The following is a 25,403-nucleotide window of genomic DNA, read 5'->3' as shown; positions in this document are numbered from 1 at the left end:
ATGGCTGCTTACAAATACGAAACGCACGAATATGATGTCGTGGTCGTCGGTGCCGGTGGCGCGGGCCTGCGCGCGACGCTGGGCATGGCCGAACAGGGCCTGCGCACCGCCTGCGTGACCAAGGTTTTCCCGACCCGCTCGCACACGGTCGCGGCGCAGGGCGGCATCGCCGCTTCGCTGTCGAACATGGGCCCGGACAACTGGCAGTGGCACATGTATGACACCGTCAAGGGCTCGGACTGGCTGGGCGACACCGACGCCATGGAATACCTGGCGCGCGAGGCCCCCAAGGCGGTCTACGAGCTGGAGCATTACGGCGTGCCCTTCTCGCGCACCGAGGAAGGCAAGATCTACCAGCGTCCCTTCGGCGGCCACACGACCGAGTTCGGCGAGGGCCCGCCGGTGCAGCGCACCTGCGCCGCCGCCGACCGCACCGGCCACGCCATCCTGCACACGCTCTATGGCCAGTCGCTGAAGGAAAAGGCCGAGTTCTTCATCGAATATTTCGCGCTGGACCTGATCATCACCGACGGCGCCTGCACGGGCGTGGTGTGCTGGAAGCTGGACGACGGCACCATCCATGTCTTCAACGCCAAGATGGTGGTGCTGGCGACCGGCGGTTATGGCCGCGCCTATTTCAGCGCTACCTCGGCCCATACCTGCACCGGCGACGGCGGCGGCATGGTGGCCCGCGCCGGTCTGCCGCTTCAGGACATGGAATTCGTGCAGTTCCACCCGACCGGCATCTACGGCTCGGGCTGCCTGATCACCGAGGGCGCGCGCGGCGAGGGCGGCTATCTGACCAACTCGGAAGGCGAGCGCTTCATGGAGCGTTACGCGCCGACCTACAAGGACCTGGCCAGCCGCGACGTGGTGTCGCGCTGCATCACCATCGAGATCCGCGAGGGCCGCGGCGTCGGCCCCCACAAGGATCACATGCACCTGAACCTGATGCACCTGCCGCCGGAAAGCCTGGCCGAGCGGCTGCCCGGCATCAGCGAATCGGCCAAGATCTTCGCCGGCGTCGATGTCACGCGCGAGCCGATCCCGATCCTGCCGACCGTGCATTACAATATGGGCGGCATCCCCACCAACTACTGGGGCGAGGTGCTGAACCCGACCACCGAAAGCCCGGACCAGGTCTTCCCCGGCCTGATGGCGGTGGGCGAGGCCGGCTGTGCCTCGGTGCATGGCGCGAACCGGCTGGGTTCGAACTCGCTGATCGACCTGGTGGTCTTTGGCCGCGCCGCCGCGATCCGCGCCGGCCAGGTGATCGACCGCAAGGCGGCGATTCCCTCGACCAACAAGGAGCAGGTGGACAAGGCGCTGGACCGATTCGACCGCATCCGCAACGCCAATGGCGCGATCCCGACCGCCGAGCTGCGGCTGGAGATGCAGCGCACCATGCAGTCCGATGCCGCCGTGTTCCGCACCGACAAGACCCTGGCCGAGGGCGTCGAGAAGATGACGCACATCGCCGCCAAGCTGAACGACCTGAAGGTCACGGATCGCAGCCTGATCTGGAACAGCGACCTGATGGAGACGCTGGAGCTGACCAACCTGATGCCCAACGCGCTGGCGACCATCGTCGGTGCCGAGGCGCGCAAGGAAAGCCGCGGCGCCCATGCCCACGAGGACTGGCCCGAGCGGGATGACGCCAACTGGCGCAAGCACTCGCTTGCCTGGATCGAAGGCAACGTTGTTAAACTGGCCTATCGGCCCGTTCATCTTGAACCCCTGACTACCCAGGACGAGGGCGGGATCGACCTGAAAAAGATCGCACCCAAAGCGAGGGTTTACTGATGCGTCTTCCTCTGATCCTGACCGCTGCCGCGCTGGCCCTATCGGGCTGCGTGGTGCAGAACCCCGGCATGGCGCCGGTCGCACCGCCGCCGGTGCCGCAGGTGACGCCGCCGGATGCGGCCATCCGCTCCTCGGCGCGCGTCGTCGTCAACCGCGAGATGGCCCGGCGCCTGCCCGGCGCCAATGTCGCGCCCTATACCGATTGCGTGATGCAGAACGCCACCTCGGCGGAACTGGCCAGCATCGCCGATGCCGGCGCGGCTGGGGCAGGGGATGCGGTGGCCGCCATCGTCGGCCGCCCGGCGACCACGCAATGCATCGCCGGCGCCGCGGCCGCGGCGAAGCGGGCTGCCTGATGGCCGGGCGCGGCGCGCTTGGCCTGAGCCTGGCCCCGGCACTGCTGGGGCTGGCGGCCTGCGCGCCCGCGCCGGTGCAGATCCCCGTCGAGCAGGCCGAGCGCGTCTGCATGGTCCAGGCGCTGGACGCCCGGGCCCCGCGCACCGAGGTCGGGCTGGGCATCGGCTCGCATGGCTATCGCGGCGGCTTCGTCAGGGTCGACATGTCCGCGGACCAGATCCTGGGCCGCGATCCGTCCCAGATCTTCAGCCAATGCGTCTTGCGCCGTTCGGGACAGATGCCCACGCGGCCGCTTTACGAACAACCGGGCTGGGGGGCGAATTGACGCCTTTCGCCCAAGCCACCGCATGACGGCCCGTCGCAAGACGGCGCTCTGACCACCAGGAGTTACCCAATGGTCCAACTTACCCTTCCCAAGAACAGCCGCATGCGGGTCGGCAAGACCTGGCCGAAACCCGAGGGCGCCACCAACGTCCGCCGCTTCAACATCTATCGCTGGGATCCCGATACCGGCGAGAACCCGCGCATCGACACCTATTTCGTCGACATGGACAAATGCGGCCCCATGGTCCTGGACGCGCTGATCAAGATCAAGAACGAGATCGACCCGACGCTGACCTTCCGCCGCTCCTGCCGCGAGGGGATCTGCGGCTCCTGCGCGATGAACATCGACGGCGGCAACCACCTCGCCTGCATCTTCGGCATGGACGAGGTCAAGGGCAAGGACGTGAACATCTATCCGCTGCCGCATATGCCGGTGGTGAAGGACCTGGTGCCGGACCTGACGCATTTCTACGCCCAGCACGCCTCGGTCCAGCCCTATCTGATCACCGAGACGCCTACACCCGACAAGGAATGGCGCCAGTCGATCGAGGACCGCAAGAAGCTGGACGGCCTCTATGAATGCGTGATGTGCGCCAGCTGCTCGACCGCCTGCCCGAGCTACTGGTGGAACGGAGACCGCTATCTGGGCCCGGCGGCCCTGCTGCACGCCTATCGCTGGATCATCGATTCGCGCGACGAGGCGACGGGCGAGCGGCTGGATTCGCTCGAGGACCCGTTCAAGCTGTATCGCTGCCACACGATCATGAACTGCACCAACACCTGCCCCAAGGGGTTGAACCCGGCCAAGGCGATCGCCTCGATCAAGCACATGATGGTGGACCGGATCGTCTGATCTGCATGGGAGGCATGGCCGGTATGCCGTGCCATACCGTTTGACGCCGCGTCGCAGAACTGGATTTTTCTGCGTTGCGGCGTTATCTTTTCCGGCGGGGAGAGCCCACTTCGACCCGGAGATTCTCGGAATGCAAACCCTTGCCGAAACCCAGAAGCCGAACGCCAATCTGGCCGTGCTGAAACCGGCCAAGACTGAAAGCCGCGCCGCCCTGGCCGTGCTTGAACAGATGTTCGGCTATTTCAGCTTCGACCCGATGCCGCTCGAAGCCGATATCCGCCGCGCCGCCTGAGGCCCGGCCACTCGCCCGCCTGCGCGGGTCTTCCAGCGCGGCTTCCCGGCCGCGCTTTTGTTTTTGGGTATTTGGACAACAGAGAAGCATGTCGCCGCCCTGCCGGCTTCTCTGTTGTCCAAATACCCATGCGGCAGTGCGCGCTTGCGATGCCGTGGACGCGCGCATAGCATCGCGCCATGAACAGCATCATTCCGCAAGACGCCGCTGAACGCCGGGCCATCCGTCCGGTCATCTGCTATCCGAACGATACCCTCCCCGATGCCGACCTGCCCGGTTTGCAGGCATTGCGGCTAACGGCGCGCAAATCCGGCGAATGCCTGGTGCCCCCGCGCGAGGCGCGCTGCTTCCATGTCCCCGTCGGGCATTTCTTTCGCATCACCAGCGTCGAGGGGCCGCAGGTCGGCGATCTGAACCTGTGGTCCGCCGCCGATCCGCGCGAGCGGTTCTATTCCGGCAAGACCCGGGCGCTGCACGGCACGCACCTGACGCGCGGTGATCGCATGTGGTCCAGCTTTCCGTATCTGCGGCCGATGGCCACGGTGACCGAAGACACGCTGGAATGGTATGGCATCGACGAATATGGCGGCTCGGTCCATGATGTCATCGGCACGCGCTGCGATCCCTATACGCATCGCCTGCTGAGCGGTCAGGACTATCACCATTGCTGCCATTCCAACCTGACCCACGCGCTGATGGCGGAACTGGACCTGCCGCGAGACGAGGCCGAGCCCTTGGTGCATGACGTGCTGAACGTCTTCATGTGCACCGGCTTCACCCGCGACACCGGGCAGTATTTCATGAAGGCGAGCCCGGTGCGTCCTGGCGATTACATCGAATTTTTCGCCGAGATCGACCTGATCGGCGGGCTCTCGGCCTGTCCGGGCGGCGATTGCGGCAGCGAGCATTCCAGCGACGCCGCCGCCTGCCATCCGCTCCTGGTCGAGATCTTCGCGCCGGCCCGGCCCGCGGCGCGTCCGCAGCCCGGGCCGAGCGCCTATCGCTGGCCCTAGAGCGAGATCGGCTGCATCACCACGGGCTCGATCACCTGCACGCCCGGCAGGCCGGCCTTCAGCACCTCGGCATCCTGCGCCAGCAGCGGGAAAGTCTTGTAATGGCACGGGATCACCGTCTTGAAGTCGAAATATTTCCGCGCCGCCCAAGCCGCCCGGTCCATGTCCATGGTGAAATGCCCGCCCGCGCAGAGGATGCCGATGTCCGGCTGGTGATATTCCCCCATCCATGCCATGTCGGCCATGATGTCGGTATCGCCCGAGACATAGATCACATGGCCCTCGCCCGCGATCATGAAGCCCGATTCATGGCCGGCATAGACGGGCCCTTCGGCGCCCTCGAAGGACGAGGAATGGCTGGCGTTCACCATCGTCACCCTGGCGCCGCCCAGATCGACCGTCCCGCCCTTGTTGAAGCCGATGCCCTCGATGTCTTCGTGCTTCATCCAGGTCGCGACCATGTCGTAAATGCCGACGGCGGGAATGCCCAGCTCCTTGGCGATCGACACGGTGTCGCCGGTATGGTCGCTGTGGCCATGCGTCACAAGGATATGGGTGGCGCCGGCAATGGCCTCGGCCCGCTTCTCGGCCGGGAATACCGGGTTGCCGGACAGCCAGGGGTCGATCAGGATCACCGCCTGTTCGATCTCCAGCCGGAAGCCCGAATGGCCAAGCCAGGTCAGTTTCATGGGAAGGCTCCTTTTCTTGCGCTGCCGCATCCTGCCAAGCCGGGCCGCGGGCGTAAAGCGCCGCCTGCGCGGGTGCTTGCCCCGCCCCGGCCGCCCCGGTAAAACCCGGCGCAAGCGAAAGGAGCCTCCCATGGCGATCACCGAGGACGAAGCCCGCAAGGTCGCGCATCTGGCGCGGATTGCGGTCAAGGACGCCGACCTGCCCGCGCTGGCGCAGGAGCTGAACGGCATCCTGCATTTCATGGAACAGCTGAACGAGGTCGATGTCGAGGGCGTCGAGCCGATGACCGGCGTCGAGCCGATGCGCCTCAAGCGGCGCCAGGACATCGTCACCGATGGCGAGATGCAGGCGCTGATCCTGAAGAACGCGCCCGATGCGCGCGAGGGCTTCTTTGCCGTGCCGAAGGTGGTGGAATGAGCGATCTGAACAAACTGACCATCGCCGCGGCCCGCGACGGGTTGCGCAAGGGCGATTTCACCAGCCTTGAGCTGACCGAGGCCTGCCTTTCGGCCATCGAGGGTGCCGGCGTGCTGAACGCCTTTGTCCACAACACCCCCGAGCGCGCGCGGCAGATGGCTGCCGCCGCCGACAGCCGCATCGCCGGGGGCGATGCGCCCGCCATGTGCGGCATCCCGCTGGGCATCAAGGATCTGTTCTGCACCAAGGACGTGCCGTCGCAGGCGGCCAGTCGGATCTTGGAAGGGTTCCTGCCGCAATATGAATCGACCGTGACCCAGAATCTGTGGGATGCGGGCGCGGTCATGCTGGGCAAGCTCAGCATGGACGAATTCGCCATGGGCTCGTCGAACGAAAGCGCCTGCTATGGCCCGGTGGTCAACCCGTGGAAGGTGGACGACCGGCAGCTGACGCCGGGCGGCTCCTCGGGCGGGTCGGCGGCGGCGGTGGCGGCGGATCTGTGCCTGGCCGCGACCGGCACCGATACCGGCGGCTCGATCCGCCAGCCGGCCGCCTTCACCGGCACGGTGGGGCTGAAGCCGACCTACGGCCGGGTCAGCCGCTGGGGGGTGATCGCCTTCGCCAGCTCGCTGGACCAGGCCGGGCCGATGACGAAATCGGTGCGCGACGCGGCGATCATGCTGGGCGCCATGGCCTCGGTCGATCCCAGGGATTCGACCAGCGCCGAACGCCCGGTGCCGGATTACGAGGCGGCGCTGACCGGCGACATCCGCGGCAAGCGCATCGGCATTCCGCGCGAATACCGCATGGAAGGCATGTCGGACGAGATCGACGCGCTCTGGCACCAGGCGGCCGAGATGCTGCGCGATGCCGGCGCCGAGGTGGTGGACATCACCCTGCCGCATACGAAATACGCGTTGCCGGCCTATTACGTGATCGCCCCGGCCGAGGCCTCCTCGAACCTGGCGCGCTATGACGGGGTGCGCTACGGCCGCCGCGCCAAGCTGGGCGCCGGCGACGGCGTGGTCGAGATGTATGAGAAGACCCGCGCCGAGGGCTTCGGCCCCGAGGTGCAGCGCCGGGTGATGATCGGCACCTATGTGCTGTCCGCGGGCTTCTATGACGCCTATTACAACCGTGCCCGCAAGGTCCGCGCGCTGATCAAGCGCGATTTCGATCAGGTCTTCGCCGACGGCATCGACGCGATCCTGACACCCGCCACCCCCAGCGCCGCCTTCGGCCTGGGCGAGATGTCGGGCAAGGACCCGGTCGAGATGTATCTGAACGACGTCTTCACCGTGACGGTGAACCTGGCCGGGCTGCCGGGGATCTCGGTGCCGGTGGGGCTGGACCGCCAGGGCCTGCCGCTGGGCATGCAGCTGATCGGCCGCCCCTGGGACGAGGGCGGGCTCTTGAACCTTGCGCAAAGCCTCGAATCTGCGGCAGGCTTCACGGCGAAACCCTCGCGCTGGTGGTGACCGGCTTCAAACGGGAGAGACCGATGCGGAACCTGGCGATCCTGGCAGTGCTTGGCCCCGTCCTTGCGCTGGCCGGTTGTGGCGAAAATACGGGCTGGAACCCGAATTACAGCGCCATGCACAACGGCTCGCGCTATGCGGAATACCTGCAAGCGCGCGAGATCGCGCTGCATGGCAAGGGTCCGGTGCCGACGGCCATTCCCGTGCAATTGCCGGTGCAGGCGCCGACCGCCGCCGATATCGCCGGGACGCCGGCGAAACGGCCGGTGACGGCGACCGGAACGGGCCCGGTGGCTGCTGCGCCACGGCCGGCTCCGGTGCAGACGACCACGGCGCCCGCAACGCCGGGCGTGATGCCAGCCGCCACGCCCTCGCTGCTGCGTTATGCCCAGCAGGAAAGCCAGGCGCCGGGGACGCGGAAATATCAGCGCAGCGGCGGCTCCGAATCGGTGGCGGCGCGGGCCTGCCGCAGCTATGCCAGCGCTGATGTGGCGCAAAGCGCCTTCATCGCCGCCGGCGGGCCGGTGATCGACCCACGCGGGCTCGATCCGGACGGCGACGGCTTCGTCTGCGGCTGGGATCCGCGCCCGCTGCGCCAATCCGGGCTTTGAGCCCTTCGCCCAATCACGGCGACCGGCGCGGGCAGCGGCCGGAGCTGGTCGTGATCCATTATACCGGCATGGCGGACGGCGCTTCGGCCCGCGCCCGGCTCTGCGATCCCGAGGCCGAGGTCAGTGCCCATTGGCTGGTCCATGAGGACGGGACGACCGAGGCGCTGGTGCCCGAGGACCGCCGCGCCTGGCACGCGGGCACCGGCTCCTGGCAGGGGCGCGAGGACGTGAATTCGCGCAGCATCGGCATCGAACTGGTCAATCCCGGCGACCGGCCGTTCCCCGAGCCGCAGATGGCGGCGCTGGAGGTGCTGCTACGCGGCATCAAGGCGCGCTGGTCCATCGGGCCCGAGGGCGTGATCGGCCATTCCGACATGGCGCCGGGGCGCAAGATCGACCCCGGACCGCGCTTCGACTGGCGGCGGCTGGCCATGCAGGGGTTGGCGGTCTGGCCGGACGGGCCGGGCGCCGACCTGCCGCTGGCCGACAGCCTGACCCGCATCGGCTATCCCGAGGGTCCGGCGCGGCTCGCCGCATTCCGCCTGCGCTTCCGCCCCTGGGCCGCAGGGGCCGAGGACGAAACCGACCGCCGGCTGGCCGCGGCGCTGGCCGATCGCCCGCTTCTTCGTTGCCCAAATACCCCGCAGGGGGAGGCCGCCGCGTCAGCGGCGGACGGGGGACGCGAAGTCCCCCTGCGACAATCCTAGACAAGCGATCCTAGAAAAGCGCCGCGATTCGCCGGGCTTCCTCGGCCAGCCCGTAAGGCGGGTTCAGCACGACCATGCCCGAGCCGACCATGCCATGGCCCGGCCGCACCGGCGGGAAGCGGAGCTCCGAGACCAGCGCCTCGGGGTGGTCGCGGCGCAGCGCCTCGACCATCGGCGCATGGCGGAGATCGGTCAGGATCGGATACCACAGCGCGATCACGCCGACGTTCCATTTGCGCGCCAGCTTGGCGATATGGCGCGGGATGACGTCGTAATCGGCCTTGACCTCATAGCTGGGGTCGATCAGCAGCAGACCGCGCCGCGGCATGGGCGGGCAGAGCGCCTGCGCCATCTGGAACCCGTCCTGTCGGTGCAGATGGGCGAAGCCGGCGACCTCTGCCAGCGCCGCGTGTTCGGCCGGGTGCAGTTCGGCCAGATGCGCGACGTCGCCCGGCCGCAGGAAATGCCGCGCGATCAGCGGCGAGCCGGGATAGGCGGTCGCGCCATGCCGTGCGCGCACGGCATCCAGCGCCAAGCGCAAGGGGTGGTCCCCGGGCAGCCAGTTCTCGGCAAGCGCACGGGTGATGCCCGCCGCCGCCTCGCCGGTCTTTTCGGCCTCGGGTGCCGCCAGGTCGTAGAGGCCGCGCCCGGCATGGGTTTCCAGATAGCTCAGCGGTTTCGGCTTGGCGGTCAGATAGGCCAGCATCCAAGCCAGCAGCGCGTGCTTGTGCAGATCGGCCAGGTTCCCGGCGTGATAGGCGTGCTGATAGGACAACATGTCCCGCGATTAACCCGATGGCCTGGAAATGAAAAGCGGCGGCGCCCAGGGAGGAGGAGGGGGCACCGCCGCGCAACGCTGGCCCAGGGAGGAGGAGGGGCCGCGTATGGGGTGCGGCAATGGCAGGGAGGAGGGAGCCATTACCGCGTGCCGACGATCCCAGGGAGGAGGAGAGGACCGTCGCATCTGGTTCCGCCTTGCGACGGTATTTCTTGGCGGCACCCTCAGGGAGGAGGGAGGGTGCCGCCTGAACCGGGAAGCCCAGGGAGGAGGAGGGGCTTCGCCGTATCGGTGTGGCGGCGCCTCCGGGAGGAGGAGAGAGGCGGCCGCCGGAACCGCGAGACCCAGGGAGGAGGAGGGGTCTCGCCGTATGGGGTGCGGCAATGGCAGGGAGGAGGGAGCCATTACCGCGTGCCGACGATCCCAGGGAGGAGGAGAGGACCGTCGCATCTGGTTCCGCCTTGTGGCGGTATTTCTTGGCGGCACCCTCAGGGAGGAGGAGGGAGGGTGCCGCCTGAACCGGGAAGCCCAGGGAGGAGGAGGGGCTTCACCGTATCTGAGCGGCGGCATCCTCAGGGAGGAGGAGGGAGGATGCCGCCTGAACCCGGACCCAAGGGAGGAGGAGTGGGTCGGGGATTGCGTGTTTACTTCGCTCCCCAGGCGGCTTCGTAAGCCACGCTGCGGATATTGCCGCGGTTCAGACCCAGATCGGCCAGGTCGCGGTTGGACAGTTCGCTCAGTTCGCGCAGGGTCTGGCGATAGACGGCCCGGCGGGCCATATTCTCACGGACATTGGCCACGAACTTCGCGATCGCGCCGTTGCCGGCGATGTCGTTGCGGTGCATACCGCCATGGATCAGATCGAGAACAGCCATTTCATACACTCTTTCGTCTTGCGGATGGCGCTGTCGGTTTTCCCTGTCGCGCTGTTGAGACGAACATGGGCCTTTTTCTGCATCTGCACAATGGCCGGAGGCGAGATGCTGCTATGCAGAATCGGCATGGCTGTTTCTGGGACGCTGTTACAAAGCGTTAATAATCCGTGAGTTTTTCAGATCTTTTACAAGCTCGTTCAAGTTTCTCTAGCAGAGTGGTCGTATTTTACGCGGGGTCACAGCAGGTTAGCGGTATCAGCTCGCGCGGCCGGGTTGCCCATCCCGGCTCAAATTGCCATGCTGCGGGCGCTTTGAGGCGGGGGTGGCCATGACGATATCACGCGAACGTGTGCTTGAGGAACTTGCGCAGATCTCGGTTCCGGGGGGCGGAAACCTGGTTTCGGCCGATCTGGTGCGGGCGCTCAGCGTCGAATCGGGCGTGGTGCGATTCGTCATCGAGGCCGGCGACGCGGCTGCCGCCCGGGCGCTTGCCCCGGTCGAGGCCGAGGCGCAGCGCCGGCTCTCGGCCCTGCCGGGGGTCGAGAAGGTGCAGATCGTCACCACCGCCCCCGCCGCGCCGCGCGGTGCGGCGCCGCAGGTCGTGGCGCGTTCGGGCGGCGCGGACGCTGCCCCGCCCAGCCTGAAGATCGGCCGCCATCCCACGCCCCAGGCCGGGCCGGCCCCGGTCAGCGGCGTGGCGCGGATCGTGGCCATCGGCTCGGGCAAGGGCGGGGTGGGCAAATCGACGCTGACCTCGAACCTCGCCGTGGCGCTGGCGCGCAAGGGCCGCCGGGTCGGGCTGCTGGATGCCGATATATACGGTCCCTCGCAGCCGCGGATGCTGGGCCTGACCGGGCAGCGCCCGACCAGCGACGGCCAGATGATCGAGCCGCTGCACGCCCATGGCGTCACCGTCATGTCGCTGGGCCTGATGATGAAGGAGGGCGAGGCGGTGGTCTGGCGCGGCCCGATGCTGATGGGCGCGTTGCAGCAGATGCTCAACCAGGTGAAATGGGGCGAGCTCGACGTGCTGCTGGTCGACCTGCCGCCGGGCACCGGCGATGTGCAGCTGTCGCTGTGCCAGAAGGCGCAGGTGACGGGCGCGATCATCGTCTCGACTCCGCAGGACGTGGCGCTGATCGACGCGCGCCGCGCCATCGACATGTTCGACAAGCTCAAGACCCCGGTGCTGGGGCTGGTCGAGAACATGTCCACCTATATCTGCCCGAATTGCGGCCATGAGGCGCATTTGTTCGGCCATGGCGGCGTCTCAGCCGAGGCGCAAAAGCTGGGACTGCCCTTCCTGGGCGAGATCCCGTTGAACCTGGACCTGCGGCTGTCGGGCGACGCGGGCACGCCGATCGCCGCGGGCGACGGCCCGGTGGCGCAATCCTTCGCCCGCCTGGCCGAGCGGCTGATCGCCGGCGGCATGGCCTGACCCGGCCTTTCGGATCGGTTCGGGAAAGCATGGGAACGGGTCTGGGAAAACATGGGAATGACCATGGGATCGCGAATCACCGCGCCGTGATTGCCCGTGATTGCAACCGAATCGCCGGTTCTTTCCCCTCTCGCCGCGGTTGAAACGCCGCCCGAGGGCGTGGCGCGGGACGATTCTGGGAAATTGTGGGATTTATGTGCCACATCGCGCCTAGCCACTACATATAGTGGCCACCTTCCCTCTGGCTCCGAAACCTTCCCCTGCAATCGCGCCGGCGTGAATTTGTTCGCGTCGCGTTCGCTGGCAAGAGCCCGCCTGAACCCAGGTTTGCCCCAAACAAATCCATTGCGTCCCGTAAATTCCCATGGCATCCCTTGGCTCACGGAACGGGCACAAGGGGCAGCAAGACCCCAAAGGCGACAAGCAGCTTTCATACAGGCAACCCGCTTCCGAACGACCTCTGCGGCGCGCGAGCAGCACCTCCCCCAGGTGGCGCGGAACGCAGGGCGCGATCCCCGAAACTACGGGGCCCAGAGATGGGAACGAGGGCGGCGGATCGGGCAGTGGCAGCAGCCCGGTCCGCCTTTCCTTTTCGGGCAGACCGAAAAGGCCGGGACAGTGGAAGGAGCGCGGGCCGTTGGCACGCAGGTTCAGAGGGTCGGAAGAAGTCAAGGTGGACGCGAAGGGCCGCGTCTCGATCCCGGCCAAGTTCCGCCGCGTGTTCGAGGCCTGCGACCCCGACTGGCAGGCCGGCAAGCGCCCGCAACTGGTCATCGTCTTCGGCACCCGCGACTGGAAATACCTTCAGCTTTTCACCATGGAGGCCATGGACGAGATCGACCAGGGCATCTCGGCCATGAAGCGCGGCAGCGCCGAGCGCAACCTGCTGGAAAACATCTATCACGGCCATGCCGAGGAGGCCGAGATCGACGGCGACGGCCGGCTGGTCCTGCCGCAGAAGCTGCGCGAAAAGATCGGCCTGACCGACAGCGCCTTCTTCATCTCGGCCGGCGACAGTCTCAAGGTCTGGTCGCCCGAGAATTACGAGGAGGAGGAGCGCCGGCTGGAGGAGCTGGTTCCCGATTTCGAGCCGGGCGCCGATCCGCTGTCGCTGCTGGCCTCGGGTCCGCAGGAGGAGGGCTAGGATGGCCGAGGCGCCGCATATCCCCGTCCTGCTTGGCCCGCTGTTGCGGGCCGTTGCGCCTGTGCAGGGCATCTGGGTCGACGGCACCTTCGGCGCCGGCGGCTATGCGCGCGGGCTTCTGGCGCAGGGCGCCGACCGGGTGATCGGCATCGACCGCGACCCGGCCGTCTTTCGCATGGCCCGGTCCTGGGCAGGCGAATATGGCGACCGGCTGCACCTCGTCGAGGGCACCTTTTCCGATCTGGACAAGCTGGCTGGCGGGCCGGTCGATGGCGTGGTGCTGGACCTGGGCGTCAGCTCGATGCAGCTCGACCAGCCCGAGCGGGGCTTTTCCTTTCTGCGCGACGGCCCCCTGGACATGCGCATGGGCGGCGAGGGCCCGACGGCGGCCGAGCTGCTGAACACGGCGCCCGAGCAGGTCATCGCCGACGTGTTGTATCTTTACGGCGAGGAACGCGCCTCGCGCCGGATCGCCAAGGCCATCGTGGCGGCGCGGCCGCTGTCGCGGACGGGCGAGCTCTCGGACATCGTCGCCGGCTGCCTGCCGCGCGCGAAGCCGGGGCAAAGCCATCCCTCGACCCGCACTTTCCAGGCGATCCGCATCTGGGTGAACGACGAATTCGGTCAGCTGGTCGCCGGGCTTGCGGCGGCCGAGCGCGCCTTGCGTCCGGGCGGCAAGCTGGCGGTGGTCAGCTTCCACTCGCTTGAGGACCGCATCGTCAAGCGGTTCATGCAGGCGCGCTCGAACAGCGCCGGCGGCGGCAGCCGCTACGCGCCCGAGGCCGCGCGCGGCGAGCCGGCCTTCACCCTGCCCTTCCGCCGCGCTATCGGCCCGGACGAGGCCGAGCTGGCGGTGAACCCGCGCGCGCGCTCGGCGCTCCTGCGCGTCGGCATCCGCACCACGGCACCGGCGGGAGGGGTCGATCCGGCCTCCCTGGGCCTGCCGCTGCTGTCGGAAAGGGGGGCGTGATGCGGTCCGTGCTTTACCTTCTGACCGCGCTGGCGGTGATGGGGCTGGCCTTCTGGGCCTATCGCGAGAATTACCGCACCCAGGCCGCCATCAGCGAGATGAGCGATATCCAGCGCCAGATCGGCCGGCTGCGCGAGGATCTGGGCGTCCTGCGCGCCGAATGGGCCTATCTGAACCGGCCCGAGCGCCTGCGCCAGCTGGTGGATTTGAATTTCGAGCGGCTGAAGCTGGTGCCCTTCGGCTCGGACCAGTTCGTCGACGTGGGGCAGGTGGCCTTCCCCGCGCCCAAGGCGCCCGAGCCCGCCACCGATCCCGAGACCGGCGCCGATGTGCCGGTCGAACGCCCCGCCGGCTATCCGCCCCGCAGACCACAGGAGAGCACGCCATGATCCGCACCCCGCTGCGCCCGCTGGCCCGCATCCTTCGCGCCCGCGAAACCGGTGAGAATCCCGATGCCATCGAGGCCGCGAACCGTGCCCAGAGGCACGCCGTCATCCAGGAAAGGGCGCGCGGCAGCGCCCGGACCCGGCTGTTCTTCATGTCCTGCGCCTTTGCGCTGGCCTTTGGCACCGTGGGGGCCAAGATGGGCGTGCTGGCCTCGAGCCAGCCCAGCGAGCCGCGCGTCCAGACCACCGGGGCCCAGATCATCTCGCAGCGCGCCGACATCACCGACCGGCACGGCCGGGTGCTGGCCACCAACCTGCTGACCCATTCGCTTTACGCCCATCCCCAGCAGATGGTCGAGCCCGAGCGCGCGGCGCGCGAACTGGTCCGCATCTTTCCCGACCTGGAGATCGAGCGGCTGAACAAGGATTTCTCCGGCAAGCGCAGCTTCGTCTGGATCAAGAAGAAGATCAGCCCCGAGCAGATGCAGGCCGTGCATGACATCGGCGAGCCTGGGCTGCTGTTCGGCCCGCGCGAGATGCGGCTTTACCCCAACGGCCATATCGCCGCCCATATCCTCGGCGGCGCCACCTTCGGCAAGGAGGACGTGGCCAGCGCCGAGGTCGTCGGCGTCGCCGGGGTCGAGAAGGCCTTCGACCATTGGCTGCGCGATCCGGCCAATGACGGCGCGCCGCTGATGCTGTCGCTGGACCTGACCGTCCAGGCCGCGATGGAGGAGGTGCTGGGCAATGGCATGAAGGTCATGAACGCCAAGGGCGCCACCGGCATCCTGATGGAGATCAAGACCGGCGAGATCGTCGCCATGGCCAGCCTGCCCGATTTCGACCCGAACGACCGGCCGCGGCCGCTGCTCAAGGGCGATCCCTCGGACAGCCCGCTGTTCAACCGCGCGGTGCAGGGCCAGTATGAGCTTGGCTCGACCTTCAAGATCTTCCCGGTGGCGCAGGCCATCGACCTCAAGCTGGTCAGCCCGACCACCATGATCAACGCCAAGGCGCCGATGAAGATCGGCAAATACCTGATCAACGAGTTCCGCGGCCACAATTACGGCACGCTTTCGGTGACGGATATCATCGTGAAGTCGTCGAACGTCGGCACCGTCCGCGTGGCCCAGCTTCTGGGTGCGGACCGGCAGAGGGATTTCCTGGAGAAGCTTGGCTTCTTCGAGCCGACGCTGATCGAGATGAGCGAGGCGCCGACCGGCAAGCCGCTGGTGCCGAAACGCTGGCCCGCCGTGACCTCGGCCACCGTGGCCTTCGGCCATGGCCTGGCGGCCAGCCCGCTGCATCTCGCGGCCGCCTATGCGACCGTCGCGAATGGCGGCAAGCGGGTGATGCCGACGCTGATCCATGACCGCAGCCAGCGCGGGGGCGAACAGGTGCTTTCGCCCGAGGCCGCGCGCATCGCCGTGCAGATGCTGCGCCAGGTGGTGGTCCGTGGCAGCGGCCGCAGCGCCAATGTCGAGGGTTACGAGGTCGCCGGCAAGACCGGCACCGCCGACAAGCCGCGCCCGACGGGCGGCTATTACGGCAACAAGGTCGTCTCGACCTTCGCCTCGGTCTTTCCGGCCAGCGATCCGCAATATGTGCTGGTGCTGTCGCTGGACGAGCCCTCGGCCATCGGCGCGGGCGGCGAAAGCCGGACGGCGGGCGCGACCTCGGCCCCGGTGGCCGCCGAGGTGATCCGTCGCGTCGCCCCGCTGCTGGGCCTGCGCCCCAGCACGGAAACCCAGCTTCCGATGGTTGAACGGCCTTTGCCGGATCGGCTAAAGCTCGTCTCGAACTGATGAGCGGAGGTTCCGTGACCGAGCGGGTGATGCGGCTGTCCCTTCTGGGGCTTAGGGGGGACAAGGGGCGCGACCCCGAGGTGACGGGCCTTGCCGTCGATTCGCGGCAGGTCAGGCCCGGCCATCTGTTCGCGGCCCTGCCGGGCTCGGCCACGCATGGCGGCGAGTTCATCCAATACGCGCTGCGCCAGGGCGCCGGCGCCATCCTGACCGACCGCAAGGGCGCCGAGATCGCCGCCGACGCGCTGGCCGGCGCCGATGCCGCGCTGGTCGTGGCCGAGGATCCCCGCGCCGCGCTGGCCGGTGCCGCCGCGCTGTGGTTCGCGGCCCAGCCCGAGACCATGGTCGCCGTCACTGGCACCTCGGGCAAGACCTCGGTCGCCACCTTCACCCGGCAGATCTGGCAGGCGCTGGGTCACAAGGCGATCAGCCTGGGCACCATGGGCGTGCAGGGCGACTATCAGGCCAAGCTCGCCCATACCACGCCCGAGCCGATCACCCTGCATCGCGTGCTGGCCGAGGCCGCGGCCGAGGGCGTCACCCATGCGGCGATGGAGGCCAGCTCGCACGGCCTTGACCAGCGGCGCCTGGACGGGGTGCGGCTGAAGGCCGGCGCCTTTACCAATTTCAGCCAGGACCACCTGGATTATCACAAGGATTTCGACGAGTATTTCGCCGCCAAGGCGCTGCTTTTCGACCATCTGCTGGACGAGGGCGCCGGGGCGGTCATCAACATCGACGATGCGCGCGGCCGGCAGATGGCGCAGATCGCACGCGAGCGTGGCCTCGACCTGACGACCATCGGCAAGGACGAGCGGGCCGATCTGCGCATCCTCGGCCAGCGTTACGACGCGACCGGGCAGGACCTGCGCTTCAGCCTGCACGGCCAGGCGCATCTGGTTCGGCTGGCGCTGATCGGCGGTTTCCAGGCCGAGAACGTGCTGGCCGCCGCCGGGCTCGCCATCGCTGCCGGCGACGAGCCCGCCCGGGTGATCGAAACCCTGCCCGGCCTGACCACGGTGCGCGGCCGCATGGAACTGGCCGCGGTGCGGGAAAACGGCGCGGCGGTCTTCGTCGATTACAGCCACAAGCCCGGCGCGCTGGCCTCGGCCCTGCAATCGCTGCGTCCGCATGTCATGGGCCGCATCATCGTGGTCTTCGGCGCCGGCGGCGACCGCGACCGGCTGAAGCGCCCGCTGATGGGCGAGGCGGCGCGGCAATTCGCCGATGTGGTCTATGTGACCGATGACAACCCCCGCTCGGAAGACCCGGCCGCGATCCGCGCCGAGGTCATGGCCGGCGCCGGCCCGGAGGCCATCGAGGTCGGCGACCGCGCCGAGGCGATCCTGCGCGCCGTCGATGCCTTGCAGCCGGGCGATGCGCTGCTGATCGCCGGCAAGGGCCACGAGACCGGCCAGATCATCGGCAGCGACGTTTATCCCTTCGACGATGCCGAGCAGGCCTCGGTGGCCGTCGCGGCGCTGGACGGCAAGATATGACGCTCTGGACCTCGCAGGAGGCCGTCGCCGCGACCGGCGGCCGCGCCACCCGTGACTTCGCGGTCGGGGGCGTATCCATCGACACCCGCACCATCCGGCCGGGCGATCTGTTCGTCGCCCTGCAAGCGGCCCGCGACGGCCACGCCTTCGTCGCCCAGGCCTTGCAGAAAGGCGCCGGCGCCGCGCTGGTCAGCCGCATCCCCGAGGGCGTGGCGGATGACGCGCCGCTGCTGGTCGTCCCCGACGTGCTGCCGGCGCTGGAGGCGCTTGGTCGCGCCGGCCGCGCCCGGATGCGGGGCAAGGTCGTCGCCATCACCGGCTCGGTCGGCAAGACCTCGACCAAGGAGATGGCCCGCATCGCGCTTTCCGAGCAGGGCCGGATCCATGCCGCCGAGGCCAGCTACAACAACCATTGGGGCGTGCCCCTGACGCTGGCGCGCATGCCTCAGGACACCGATTTCGCCATCATCGAGATCGGCATGAACCACCCGGGCGAGATCGAGCCGCTGGCCCGCCTCGCCCGCCCGCATGTCGCCATGATCACCACCGTCGCCGCCGCCCATCTCGAGGCTTTCGGCGCCATCGAGGGCATCGCCCGCGAAAAGGGCGCGATCTTCCGGGGCCTGGTCCAGCCCGGCACCGCCATCCTTCCCGAGGACCTGCCGGTGACCCAGCTTCTGCGCGACTGCGCCGACGAATCCGGCGCCATCGTCATCGGCTTCGGCCAGCAGGGCATGGCCAGGCCGGTGAAGGCCGAGACTGTGGACGGCACAACCCGGGTCCGCGCCCGCGTGCTGGGCGAGACGGTGGATTTCACGCTTGCCAGCGCCGGCACGCATTTCGTGATGAACGCGGTCGGTGTGCTGGCGGCGCTTTCGGCCGCGGGGGCGGATGTGGCCGAGGCGGCGAAGCACCTGTCCGACTGGCGCCCGCCGCTGGGCCGCGGCGCGGTCGAGGACCTGGGCGGCATCCGGCTGATCGACGATGCCTATAACTCGAACCCGACCTCGCTTTCGGCCGGGCTCGCGACGCTGGCGCGGCTGACCGGCGGACGGCGCGTCGCCATCCTCGGCGACATGCTGGAGCTTGGCCCGGACGAGATCGCCATGCATGCCGGCATGGCCGAGGATCCCGCGATGGAGACCGTCGATCTGGTCCATACCGCCGGCCCGCGCATGCGCGCCCTGCACGATGCGCTGCCCGAGGGCCGGCGCGGAATACATGCCGAGACCGCCGCCGAACTGGCCGGGAAGGTGGGCGAACTGGTCGCGTCCGGCGATATCGTTCTCGTGAAGGGTTCGAAGTCCTCGAAGGTCTCGACGGTGGTTGACGCGCTGCGGCGGACGCGCCAAAGCACGCCCCCTGGCGAAAGGACAGCGTAATGCTCTATTGGCTCACGACCCTCTCCGACGGTGGGGATTTCTTCAACCTTTTCCGCTATATCACCTTCCGGGCCGGAGGCGCCTTCTTTACCGCGCTGCTCTTCGGCTTCTTCTTCGGCCGGCCGCTGATCGACCTTCTGCGCCGCAAGCAGAAAAAGGGTCAGCCGATCCGCGACGACGGGCCGCAGAACCATTTCTCCAAGGCCGGCACGCCGACCATGGGCGGGCTGCTGATCCTCGCCGCGCTGGTGGTGGGCACGCTGCTCTGGGCGCGGCTCGACAACGGCTATGTCTGGATCGTGCTGCTGGTCACGCTGGGCTTCGCCGCCATCGGCTTCGCCGACGACTATGCCAAGGTCACCAAGCAGCACCATGCCGGCCTTTCGGGCAAGGTGCGCCTGCTGATCGGGCTCTGCATCGCCGCCGGCGCGGGGGTGGCTGCGGCCTGGCTGCACCCGGCTGCGCTCAGCGGCGAACTGGCGCTGCCCTTCTTCAAGGATGCGCTGATCAACCTGGGCCTGCTTTACGTCCCCTTCGCGGTGCTGGTGATCCTGGGTGCGGCCAATGCGGTGAACCTGACCGACGGTCTGGACGGGCTCGCCATCATGCCGGTGATGATCGCGGCGGCCAGCTTCGCGGTGATCGCCTATATGGTCGGCAACGCGAATTTCGCCAATTACCTCGGCGTGCATTTCGTGCCCGGGACCGGCGAACTGGCGGTCTTCGTCGCCGCGCTGATCGGCGGCGGCCTGGGCTTTCTGTGGTATAACGCCCCCCCCGCCGCCGTCTTCATGGGCGACACCGGCAGCCTTGCCTTGGGCGGCGCGCTCGGCGCCATCGCCGTGGTGACCAAGCACGAGATCGTCCTGGCCATCGTCGGCGGGCTCTTCGTGGTCGAGGCGCTCAGCGTCATCATCCAGGTGCTCTATTTCAAGCGCACCGGCAAGCGGGTCTTCCTGATGGCCCCGATCCACCACCATTTCGAGAAGAAGGGCTGGGGCGAGGCGCAGATCGTGATCCGTTTCTGGATCATCGCGCTGATCCTGGCGCTGATCGGGCTTGCCACGCTGAAACTGCGTTAAGTCTTCACCGTTTCACAAATACTCTCGGGGGGTCCGGGGGGCGAAGCGCCCCCGGCCCGCGACAGCGAAGGAAACAGCATGATCCCGGTCCAGGGCGTCCAGAACCAGACCATCGCCGTGCTCGGCCTCGGCCGCTCGGGCCGCGCCACCGCCGCCGCGCTTGCCGCCGGCGGCGCCCAGGTCGTCGCCTGGGATGACGGCGTCGACACGCGCGAACAGGCCGAGCAAGAGGACCTGCGTCTCCTCGACCTGACCCACGACCAGAACTGGGAGGGCATCTCGGCGCTGATCGCCAGCCCCGGCATCCCGCATCTCTACCCGAAGCCGCATCCGGTGATCGCCAAGGCCTACGCGCTCGGCGTGCCGGTGGACAACGATATCGGGCTGTTCTTCCGCAGCTTCGCCACCGCCGAATGGGAGCGCTTCGACACCATCCCGCGCGTGATCGCCGTCACCGGCTCGAACGGCAAGTCCACCACCACGGCGCTGATCCACCATATCCTCAGGGAAGCCGGCCGCCCGACGCAGATCGGCGGCAATATCGGCACCGGCGTGCTGTCGCTCGACCCCGCCCATGACGGCGAGGTGGTGGTGCTGGAGCTTTCCAGCTACCAGACCGACCTGGCCCGCGCCCTGACGCCGGACGTGGCGGTCTTCACCAATCTTTCGCCCGACCATCTCGACCGCCATGGCGGCCTCGGCGGCTATTTCGCCGCCAAGCGCCGGCTTTTCGCCGAGGGCGGGCCGGACCGGGCCGTGATCGGCGTGGACGAGGTCGAGGGCCGCTACCTTGCCGGCCAGCTCGGCATGGGTGCCGCCGACGACCGGGTGATCCGCATCTCCTCGGGGCAGAAGCTCGACCATTTCGGCTGGTCGGTCTTTGCCCGCAAGGGCTTCCTTTCGGAATACCGCAAGGGCCGCCAGGTCGCCTCGATCGACCTGCGCGCGGTGCGCGGCCTGCCGGGCGAGCACAACCACCAGAATGCCTGCGCCGCCTATGCCGCGACCCGCGCCGTCGGCCTCGCCCCGCGCGAGATCGAGCGCGCCTTCCACAGCTTCGAAGGGTTGCCGCATCGCAGTCAGACGGTCGCGGAGATCGGCGGCGTCGCCTGGGTCAATGACAGCAAGGCCACCAATGTCGATGCCGCCGCCAAGGCGCTGGCCGCCTTCCAGCGCATCCGCTGGATCGCCGGCGGCATGGGCAAGGATGGCGGCATCGAGGCGCTGGCGCCCTTCCTCGGTTCGGTGGTGAAAGCCTATCTGATCGGCCATTCCGCCCGCGACTTCGCGCTGCAGATCGGCCAGACCCCCTATGAGATCGCCGAAACCATGGAGCAGGCCGTGGCCCGCGCCGCGGCCGAGGCCCAGCCGGGCGAGACCGTGCTGCTCGCCCCCGCCGCCGCCAGCTTCGACCAATACCCGAATTTCGAAAAGCGCGGCGAGCATTTCACTGCCCTGGTCAAGGCGTTGCAAGCCTGATCTTCTTCGTTGTGCAAATACCCATGCGACGGTGCTCACCGGCGCAGTATCATGGGTATTTAAACAACGAAGAAGCTGCGAAAGGCACGCAGAAAAAAGCCCCGGCGCGAGCCGGGGCCTTCATCCTTCCGCCAATCCTCAGAAGGAATAGCCGATGCGGACCCCGATGCCCCAGGCGTCGCTGTCATCCATCCTGGCGACCTCCCGCTTGTTGCCGCTGGGCCCGACGCCCAGGGTGGCGTCGCCAAGCTTGGTGTAGTTGATGCCGGTGGTGATCTTGATGTTGTCCATGGTATAGACTGCGGCCAGCGTCACGCCCTTGCGGCCGTTCACCGGAGCCAGCGGCGACACAGTGTCGCCTTCGCTCGGCTCATACAGGAACGAGATCGAACCCGACCAGTTCTCGGTGAATTTGCGGCCGACGCCGATGGTGTAGGTGGTCGTGTCCTCGACCTCGACAAGCGGCACGTCGCCCAGCGGCGTAGGACGCGGGAAAATCAGGTTGTCCACCTTGAACTCGGACCACTTCACCCAGCGAATCGAGCCGAACAGCAGCGTGTCGGCAGCAATTCCCGTCTGGCCTTCCAACGTCCAGCTGCGCGGTGTCTTCACCTCATAATCGTCGGCCGCAATCTCTGTGCCGCTAAACCCTTCGTGCATCTTGAAGTCATGGGTGATCGGCGAATTGTAGGTCAGCGAAACCCGCGCGGCGATCTCTGGCATCTCATAAGCGACCCCCGCGACCCAGCCCATGCCCCACGCGCCGTCCAGGTCGAGATCGTATCCGCTTACGCCTGTCGGCGGGGCACCGCCATATCCCGTGCCGCGCAGCCGCACCTTACCGTCGGCGTGCGAACCACGAATGCCGCCATGCACCGAGAAGTTGTTCTCGAACTTGTAGCGCAGCAACGCGGTGTAGGTGGTCGAATTGACCTCGACCGCCGTGCCGTCCAGCACATCCATCAACGGCGATGGAGCAGCCAGCATAGGATAGCGGATGTCCGCGCCGAAGGGCTGCTCGACGATGATCGCGCCGGACAGGTTGTCGGTGAACTGGTGCTTGTAGGCCAGGCCGAAGAAGCCGTAGCCCTGCGCCACGTCACCCGTTCCAAAGCCCGCGGCATCCGTGCCCTGCACGGTGGGATTCACCCCGCCGAAGCTCAGCTCGGCATAATTCCCCTGCTCGAACAGCGGTGCCAGCGATTGCGGCGCGCGCTCGATCCCGCCGGCCAGAACGGGCGCGGCGCTTGCCAGCAGGGCGCCGATGCCGGTGACGATCCTTTTCATGGTTTTCCTCCCTCGCCAGGTTCGTGTGGAACCCCTTGGCTCAACCTGCGGCAGGCCGCCGGCTTGCGTCAATCGCCTGCGCTTGGTAACGCGGCGTTCTGACGCAACCGGCCGCTCTGGCGTGGCCCGTCGGCAACGCTATGACATGAAGGACAGGAGGTCCGTCATGCGTTTCGCCCCACGTCGCATCAATCCGCCCGGGCTCTGGCGCCGGGTTCCGCCCGCGATCTTTCCGCCGCTGCTCGGCGCGCTCGGCCTTGCCCTGGCCTGGCGCGCCGCGACGATGCACTTCGGCTTGCCGCCGGGACTTTCGGGGATGATGGTCGGCATGGCGGTCGCGGCCTGGGGCTTTGCGACCCTGGCCTATGGCGGCAAGCTGCTGCGCCGTCCCGCCGTACTGGTCGAGGAATTGCGCGTCCTGCCCGGCCGTGCCGGCTTGGGCGCCGCGCTGGTCGGGATCTATGTCGCGGCACAGCTGCTTGCGCCCTTTGCGCCGGCGCTGGCGCGGGCGGTGCTGATCGCCGGCATGGCGGCGCATCTGGCCTTCTGGGCGGTGGCGATCCCGGTCATGGCCCGCACCCCGGGGCAGGGGCGGGTGACGCCGGTCTGGCAACTGACCTTCGTCGGCCCCATCGTCGCCGCGCAGGCCGCCGCCGGCTTCGGCTGGACGGCGCTCGCCCAGGCGCTCTGGTGGCCCATGGCGGCGCTGGCCGGTTTCGTCTGGGCCGTCAGCCTGTATCAGGCCCTGACCGAGCGGTTGCCGGCGCCCTTGCGCCCGCTGCTGATGATCCACCTGGCGCCCATCGCCATGCTGGGCAATGTCGCTGCCGCGCTCGGCTGGCAGCTGGCGGCGCTGGGGCTGGCCTGGGCCTCGGCCGCGGCCGTCGCCTTGGCCGTTCTGCGCCTGCGCTGGCTGACCGAGGCGGGATTCTCGCCGCTCTGGGGTGCCTTCACCTTTCCGCTGGCGGCTACGGCGGGCCTGTGGACCGCGGTCTCGCGCCTTGCGCCGGGCTGGGCGCTGCCGGCCCAGATCCTGCTGGTGGCGGCAAGCCTGGTGGTGCTGCCGATCCTGTTTCGGGTCTGGCGCGCCTGGGCCAGCGGCGGGCTTGCCATGAAAACCAACGCGGCCATCGCCTGACAGGCTGGACATTCCCGGCCGCGCGTGAAATGGGAAACTGCCAAACGAACCCCTGACAAGGATGCTCCCATGCAGATTCGTGAGGCTTTGACCTTCGACGATGTTCTCCTCGTTCCTGCGGCGTCCTCGGTGATGCCCTCGACCGCCGACGTGACGACCTATGTCACCAAGCAGATCCGGATGAACATTCCGCTGCTCTCCAGCGCCATGGATACCGTCACCGAAAGCCGCATGGCCATCGCCATGGCCCAGGCCGGCGGCATCGGCGTGGTCCACCGCAACCTGACCGCCGAGCAGCAGGCCGACGAGGTCCGCCGCGTGAAGCGCTTCGAATCGGGCATCGTCTACGACCCGATCACCCTGACCCCCGACCAGACCATCGCCGATGCTAAGGCCCTGCAAGAGCGTTACAACGTTACCGGCTTTCCGGTGGTGGACGCGGCCGGCCGGGTGGTCGGCATCATCACCAACCGCGACATGCGTTTCGCCAACAGCGACGACATGCCGGTGCGGGCGGTGATGACCTCGGACAACCTCGCCATCCTGCGCGAGCCCGCCGACCGGGCCGAGGCCATCGACCTGATGAAGGCCCGGCGCATCGAGAAGCTGCTGGTGACCAATGGCGAGGGCAGGCTGACCGGCCTGTTGACGCTGAAGGATACCGAGAAATCGGTGCTGAACCCGCTGGCCTGCAAGGACGAGCTGGGCCGGCTGCGCGTCGCCGCCGCCTCGACCGTGGGCGACGAGGGCTATGAGCGCAGCCTGGCGCTGATCGAGGCGGGGGTGGACCTGGTGGTGATCGACACCGCGCATGGCCATTCCGAGGGCGTGGCCCGCGCCGTCAGCCGCATCAAGGCGCATTCGAACGAGGTGCAGGTGGTGGCCGGCAATGTCGCGACTGCCGAGGCGGCCCGTGCGCTGGTCGATGCCGGCGCGGATGCGATCAAGGTCGGCATCGGCCCGGGTTCGATCTGCACCACCCGCATCGTCGCGGGCGTGGGCGTGCCGCAATTGACCGCGATCATGGATGCGGTGCGCGGCGCTGGCGACGTTCCGGTGATCGCCGATGGCGGCATCAAGTTCTCGGGCGATTTCGCCAAGGCCATCGCGGCGGGGGCGTCCTGCGCCATGGTCGGCTCGGCCATCGCCGGCACCGATGAAAGCCCCGGCGAGGTGATCCTCTACCAGGGCCGCAGCTTCAAATCCTATCGCGGCATGGGCAGCCTTGGCGCCATGGCACGCGGCTCGGCCGACCGCTATTTCCAGAAGGACGCGGCCAGCGACAAGCTGGTGCCCGAGGGGATCGAGGGTCAGGTGCCCTACAAGGGCTCGGCCGCGGCGGTGATCCACCAGCTGGTCGGCGGGTTGCGCGCCGCCATGGGCTATACCGGCCACGCCACCGTGGCCGAGATGCGGGGCGGCTGCCAGTTCGTGCGCATCACCGGCGCCGGCTTGAAGGAAAGCCATGTGCATGACGTGCAGATCACGCGCGAAAGCCCGAACTATCGGCTGGGCTGACCCCCGGACCGCCGATCCGCAGCGCCGCCGGCGCAGGCCGATCTGACACAAGCCCTTCCAGGCATGGGCCTGGGAGG

The 25,403-nt window shown here is 68.0% G+C and carries 26 protein-coding genes; 21 read left to right on the top strand and 5 right to left on the bottom strand.

All coding sequences use genetic code 11. From position 1 onward, the window contains the following. The 6 genes from sdhA (at window position 1) to AQY21_RS16955 (ending at window position 4,642) form a co-directional block, all read left to right on the top strand. Window positions 1–1,803, top strand: coding sequence for a succinate dehydrogenase flavoprotein subunit (sdhA, locus tag AQY21_RS16975; RefSeq protein WP_058098794.1), 1,803 nt, complete (start codon window positions 1–3; stop codon window positions 1,801–1,803). After that, on the top strand, window positions 1,803–2,159 hold the full coding sequence (locus AQY21_RS16970; RefSeq protein WP_058098793.1) for a hypothetical protein: 357 nt from the start codon (window positions 1,803–1,805) through the stop codon (window positions 2,157–2,159). Before sdhA ends, AQY21_RS16970 begins: the two co-directional genes overlap by 1 nt. Continuing rightward, complete coding sequence (locus tag AQY21_RS16965) at window positions 2,159–2,485, top strand: hypothetical protein (RefSeq protein WP_058098955.1); 327 nt, start codon at window positions 2,159–2,161, stop codon at window positions 2,483–2,485. Before AQY21_RS16970 ends, AQY21_RS16965 begins: the two co-directional genes overlap by 1 nt. Before the next feature lie 69 nt (window positions 2,486–2,554). Continuing rightward, complete coding sequence (locus AQY21_RS16960) at window positions 2,555–3,337, top strand: succinate dehydrogenase iron-sulfur subunit (RefSeq protein WP_058098792.1); 783 nt, start codon at window positions 2,555–2,557, stop codon at window positions 3,335–3,337. A gap of 130 nt (window positions 3,338–3,467) precedes the next feature. After that, on the top strand, window positions 3,468–3,629 hold the full coding sequence (locus AQY21_RS29065; protein ID WP_161906050.1) for a hypothetical protein: 162 nt from the start codon (window positions 3,468–3,470) through the stop codon (window positions 3,627–3,629). 179 nt (window positions 3,630–3,808) lie between these two features. Beyond that, entirely contained in the window at window positions 3,809–4,642 is an 834-nt protein-coding gene (locus tag AQY21_RS16955) for a DUF1989 domain-containing protein (protein WP_058098791.1), read from the top strand. Here the strand turns inward: AQY21_RS16955 and AQY21_RS16950 are convergent. After that, complete coding sequence (locus tag AQY21_RS16950; RefSeq protein WP_058098790.1) at window positions 4,639–5,331, bottom strand: metal-dependent hydrolase; 693 nt, start codon at window positions 5,329–5,331, stop codon at window positions 4,639–4,641. The two genes, AQY21_RS16955 and AQY21_RS16950, sit on opposite strands and share 4 nt — an antisense overlap. A 130-nt stretch (window positions 5,332–5,461) precedes the next feature. Here AQY21_RS16950 and gatC point away from each other — a divergent pair, with 130 nt between their 5' ends. From gatC to AQY21_RS16930, 4 genes are read left to right on the top strand one after another with little or no spacing between them, the layout of a single operon-like run. Further along, complete coding sequence (gene gatC / locus AQY21_RS16945) at window positions 5,462–5,749, top strand: Asp-tRNA(Asn)/Glu-tRNA(Gln) amidotransferase subunit GatC (protein WP_058098789.1); 288 nt, start codon at window positions 5,462–5,464, stop codon at window positions 5,747–5,749. Then, window positions 5,746–7,227 carry an Asp-tRNA(Asn)/Glu-tRNA(Gln) amidotransferase subunit GatA gene (gatA, locus tag AQY21_RS16940; RefSeq protein WP_058098788.1) on the top strand — a complete coding sequence of 494 codons (1,482 nt, stop codon included), beginning with the start codon at window positions 5,746–5,748 and terminating at the stop codon, window positions 7,225–7,227. The genes gatC and gatA overlap by 4 nt, the downstream gene beginning before the upstream one ends. 23 nt (window positions 7,228–7,250) lie before the next feature. Continuing rightward, on the top strand, window positions 7,251–7,838 hold the full coding sequence (locus AQY21_RS16935; RefSeq protein ID WP_058098787.1) for a hypothetical protein: 588 nt from the start codon (window positions 7,251–7,253) through the stop codon (window positions 7,836–7,838). After that, complete coding sequence (locus AQY21_RS16930) at window positions 7,835–8,545, top strand: N-acetylmuramoyl-L-alanine amidase (RefSeq protein ID WP_082658156.1); 711 nt, start codon at window positions 7,835–7,837, stop codon at window positions 8,543–8,545. Before AQY21_RS16935 ends, AQY21_RS16930 begins: the two co-directional genes overlap by 4 nt. Before the next feature lie 10 nt (window positions 8,546–8,555). Here the strand turns inward: AQY21_RS16930 and AQY21_RS16925 are convergent, their stop codons facing one another. The 3 genes from AQY21_RS16925 to AQY21_RS29060 form a co-directional block, all read right to left on the bottom strand. Further along, window positions 8,556–9,323, bottom strand: coding sequence for a 23S rRNA (adenine(2030)-N(6))-methyltransferase RlmJ (locus AQY21_RS16925; protein ID WP_058098786.1), 768 nt, complete (start codon window positions 9,321–9,323; stop codon window positions 8,556–8,558). Window positions 9,324–9,967: 644 nt separating this feature from the next. Beyond that, window positions 9,968–10,198, bottom strand: a complete 231-nt coding sequence (locus AQY21_RS16920; RefSeq protein WP_058098785.1) for a DUF1127 domain-containing protein — start codon at window positions 10,196–10,198, stop codon at window positions 9,968–9,970. Continuing rightward, entirely contained in the window at window positions 10,180–10,326 is a 147-nt protein-coding gene (locus AQY21_RS29060) for a hypothetical protein (protein WP_161906048.1), read from the bottom strand. Before AQY21_RS29060 ends, AQY21_RS16920 begins: the two co-directional genes overlap by 19 nt. A 200-nt stretch (window positions 10,327–10,526) precedes the next feature. On the opposite strand from AQY21_RS29060, the gene AQY21_RS16915 reads away from it, so the two are divergent. The 9 genes from AQY21_RS16915 (at window position 10,527) to murD (ending at window position 21,383) form a co-directional block, all read left to right on the top strand. Continuing rightward, on the top strand, window positions 10,527–11,636 hold the full coding sequence (locus AQY21_RS16915; protein ID WP_058098784.1) for an Mrp/NBP35 family ATP-binding protein: 1,110 nt from the start codon (window positions 10,527–10,529) through the stop codon (window positions 11,634–11,636). A 637-nt stretch (window positions 11,637–12,273) separates the two neighbouring features. Further along, a complete protein-coding gene (mraZ, locus tag AQY21_RS16910) occupies window positions 12,274–12,780 on the top strand; it encodes a division/cell wall cluster transcriptional repressor MraZ (protein ID WP_082658155.1) in 507 nt (168 codons plus the stop codon). A gap of 1 nt (window position 12,781) precedes the next feature. Then, complete coding sequence (gene rsmH / locus AQY21_RS16905) at window positions 12,782–13,750, top strand: 16S rRNA (cytosine(1402)-N(4))-methyltransferase RsmH (RefSeq protein WP_058098782.1); 969 nt, start codon at window positions 12,782–12,784, stop codon at window positions 13,748–13,750. Beyond that, the gene (locus tag AQY21_RS16900; RefSeq protein WP_058098781.1) at window positions 13,750–14,139 is read left to right on the top strand and encodes a hypothetical protein; all 390 of its coding nucleotides are present in this window, start codon (window positions 13,750–13,752) and stop codon (window positions 14,137–14,139) included. Before rsmH ends, AQY21_RS16900 begins: the two co-directional genes overlap by 1 nt. Continuing rightward, on the top strand, window positions 14,136–15,941 hold the full coding sequence (locus tag AQY21_RS16895; RefSeq protein WP_058098780.1) for a penicillin-binding protein 2: 1,806 nt from the start codon (window positions 14,136–14,138) through the stop codon (window positions 15,939–15,941). The genes AQY21_RS16900 and AQY21_RS16895 overlap by 4 nt, the downstream gene beginning before the upstream one ends. A gap of 29 nt (window positions 15,942–15,970) precedes the next feature. Further along, a complete protein-coding gene (locus AQY21_RS16890) occupies window positions 15,971–17,440 on the top strand; it encodes a UDP-N-acetylmuramoyl-L-alanyl-D-glutamate--2,6-diaminopimelate ligase (protein ID WP_058098954.1) in 1,470 nt (489 codons plus the stop codon). Continuing rightward, entirely contained in the window at window positions 17,437–18,822 is a 1,386-nt protein-coding gene (gene murF, locus AQY21_RS16885) for a UDP-N-acetylmuramoyl-tripeptide--D-alanyl-D-alanine ligase (RefSeq protein ID WP_058098779.1), read from the top strand. The genes AQY21_RS16890 and murF overlap by 4 nt, the downstream gene beginning before the upstream one ends. After that, entirely contained in the window at window positions 18,822–19,904 is a 1,083-nt protein-coding gene (gene mraY, locus AQY21_RS16880) for a phospho-N-acetylmuramoyl-pentapeptide-transferase (protein WP_058098778.1), read from the top strand. Before murF ends, mraY begins: the two co-directional genes overlap by 1 nt. Window positions 19,905–19,982: 78 nt before the next feature. After that, a complete protein-coding gene (gene murD, locus AQY21_RS16875) occupies window positions 19,983–21,383 on the top strand; it encodes a UDP-N-acetylmuramoyl-L-alanine--D-glutamate ligase (RefSeq protein WP_058098777.1) in 1,401 nt (466 codons plus the stop codon). A 138-nt stretch (window positions 21,384–21,521) separates the two neighbouring features. Here the strand turns inward: murD and AQY21_RS16870 are convergent, their stop codons facing one another. Continuing rightward, the gene (locus tag AQY21_RS16870; protein WP_058098776.1) at window positions 21,522–22,670 is read right to left on the bottom strand and encodes an OmpP1/FadL family transporter; all 1,149 of its coding nucleotides are present in this window, start codon (window positions 22,668–22,670) and stop codon (window positions 21,522–21,524) included. 166 nt (window positions 22,671–22,836) lie between these two features. Here AQY21_RS16870 and AQY21_RS16865 point away from each other — a divergent pair, with 166 nt between their 5' ends. Both AQY21_RS16865 and guaB read left to right on the top strand, forming a co-directional pair. After that, window positions 22,837–23,808: a hypothetical protein gene (locus tag AQY21_RS16865; RefSeq protein WP_058098775.1), complete on the top strand. Its 972-nt coding sequence runs from the start codon at window positions 22,837–22,839 to the stop codon at window positions 23,806–23,808. A gap of 69 nt (window positions 23,809–23,877) precedes the next feature. Then, a complete protein-coding gene (guaB, locus tag AQY21_RS16860; protein ID WP_058098774.1) occupies window positions 23,878–25,326 on the top strand; it encodes an IMP dehydrogenase in 1,449 nt (482 codons plus the stop codon). Window positions 25,327–25,403: the final 77 nt, after the last annotated feature.

The organism is Paracoccus sp. MKU1, assembly GCF_001447385.1.
Taxonomy (GTDB): domain Bacteria; phylum Pseudomonadota; class Alphaproteobacteria; order Rhodobacterales; family Rhodobacteraceae; genus Paracoccus.
The sequence above is the reverse complement of the archived record's forward strand: the minus strand, read 5'-3'. Positions and strand labels throughout refer to the sequence as shown.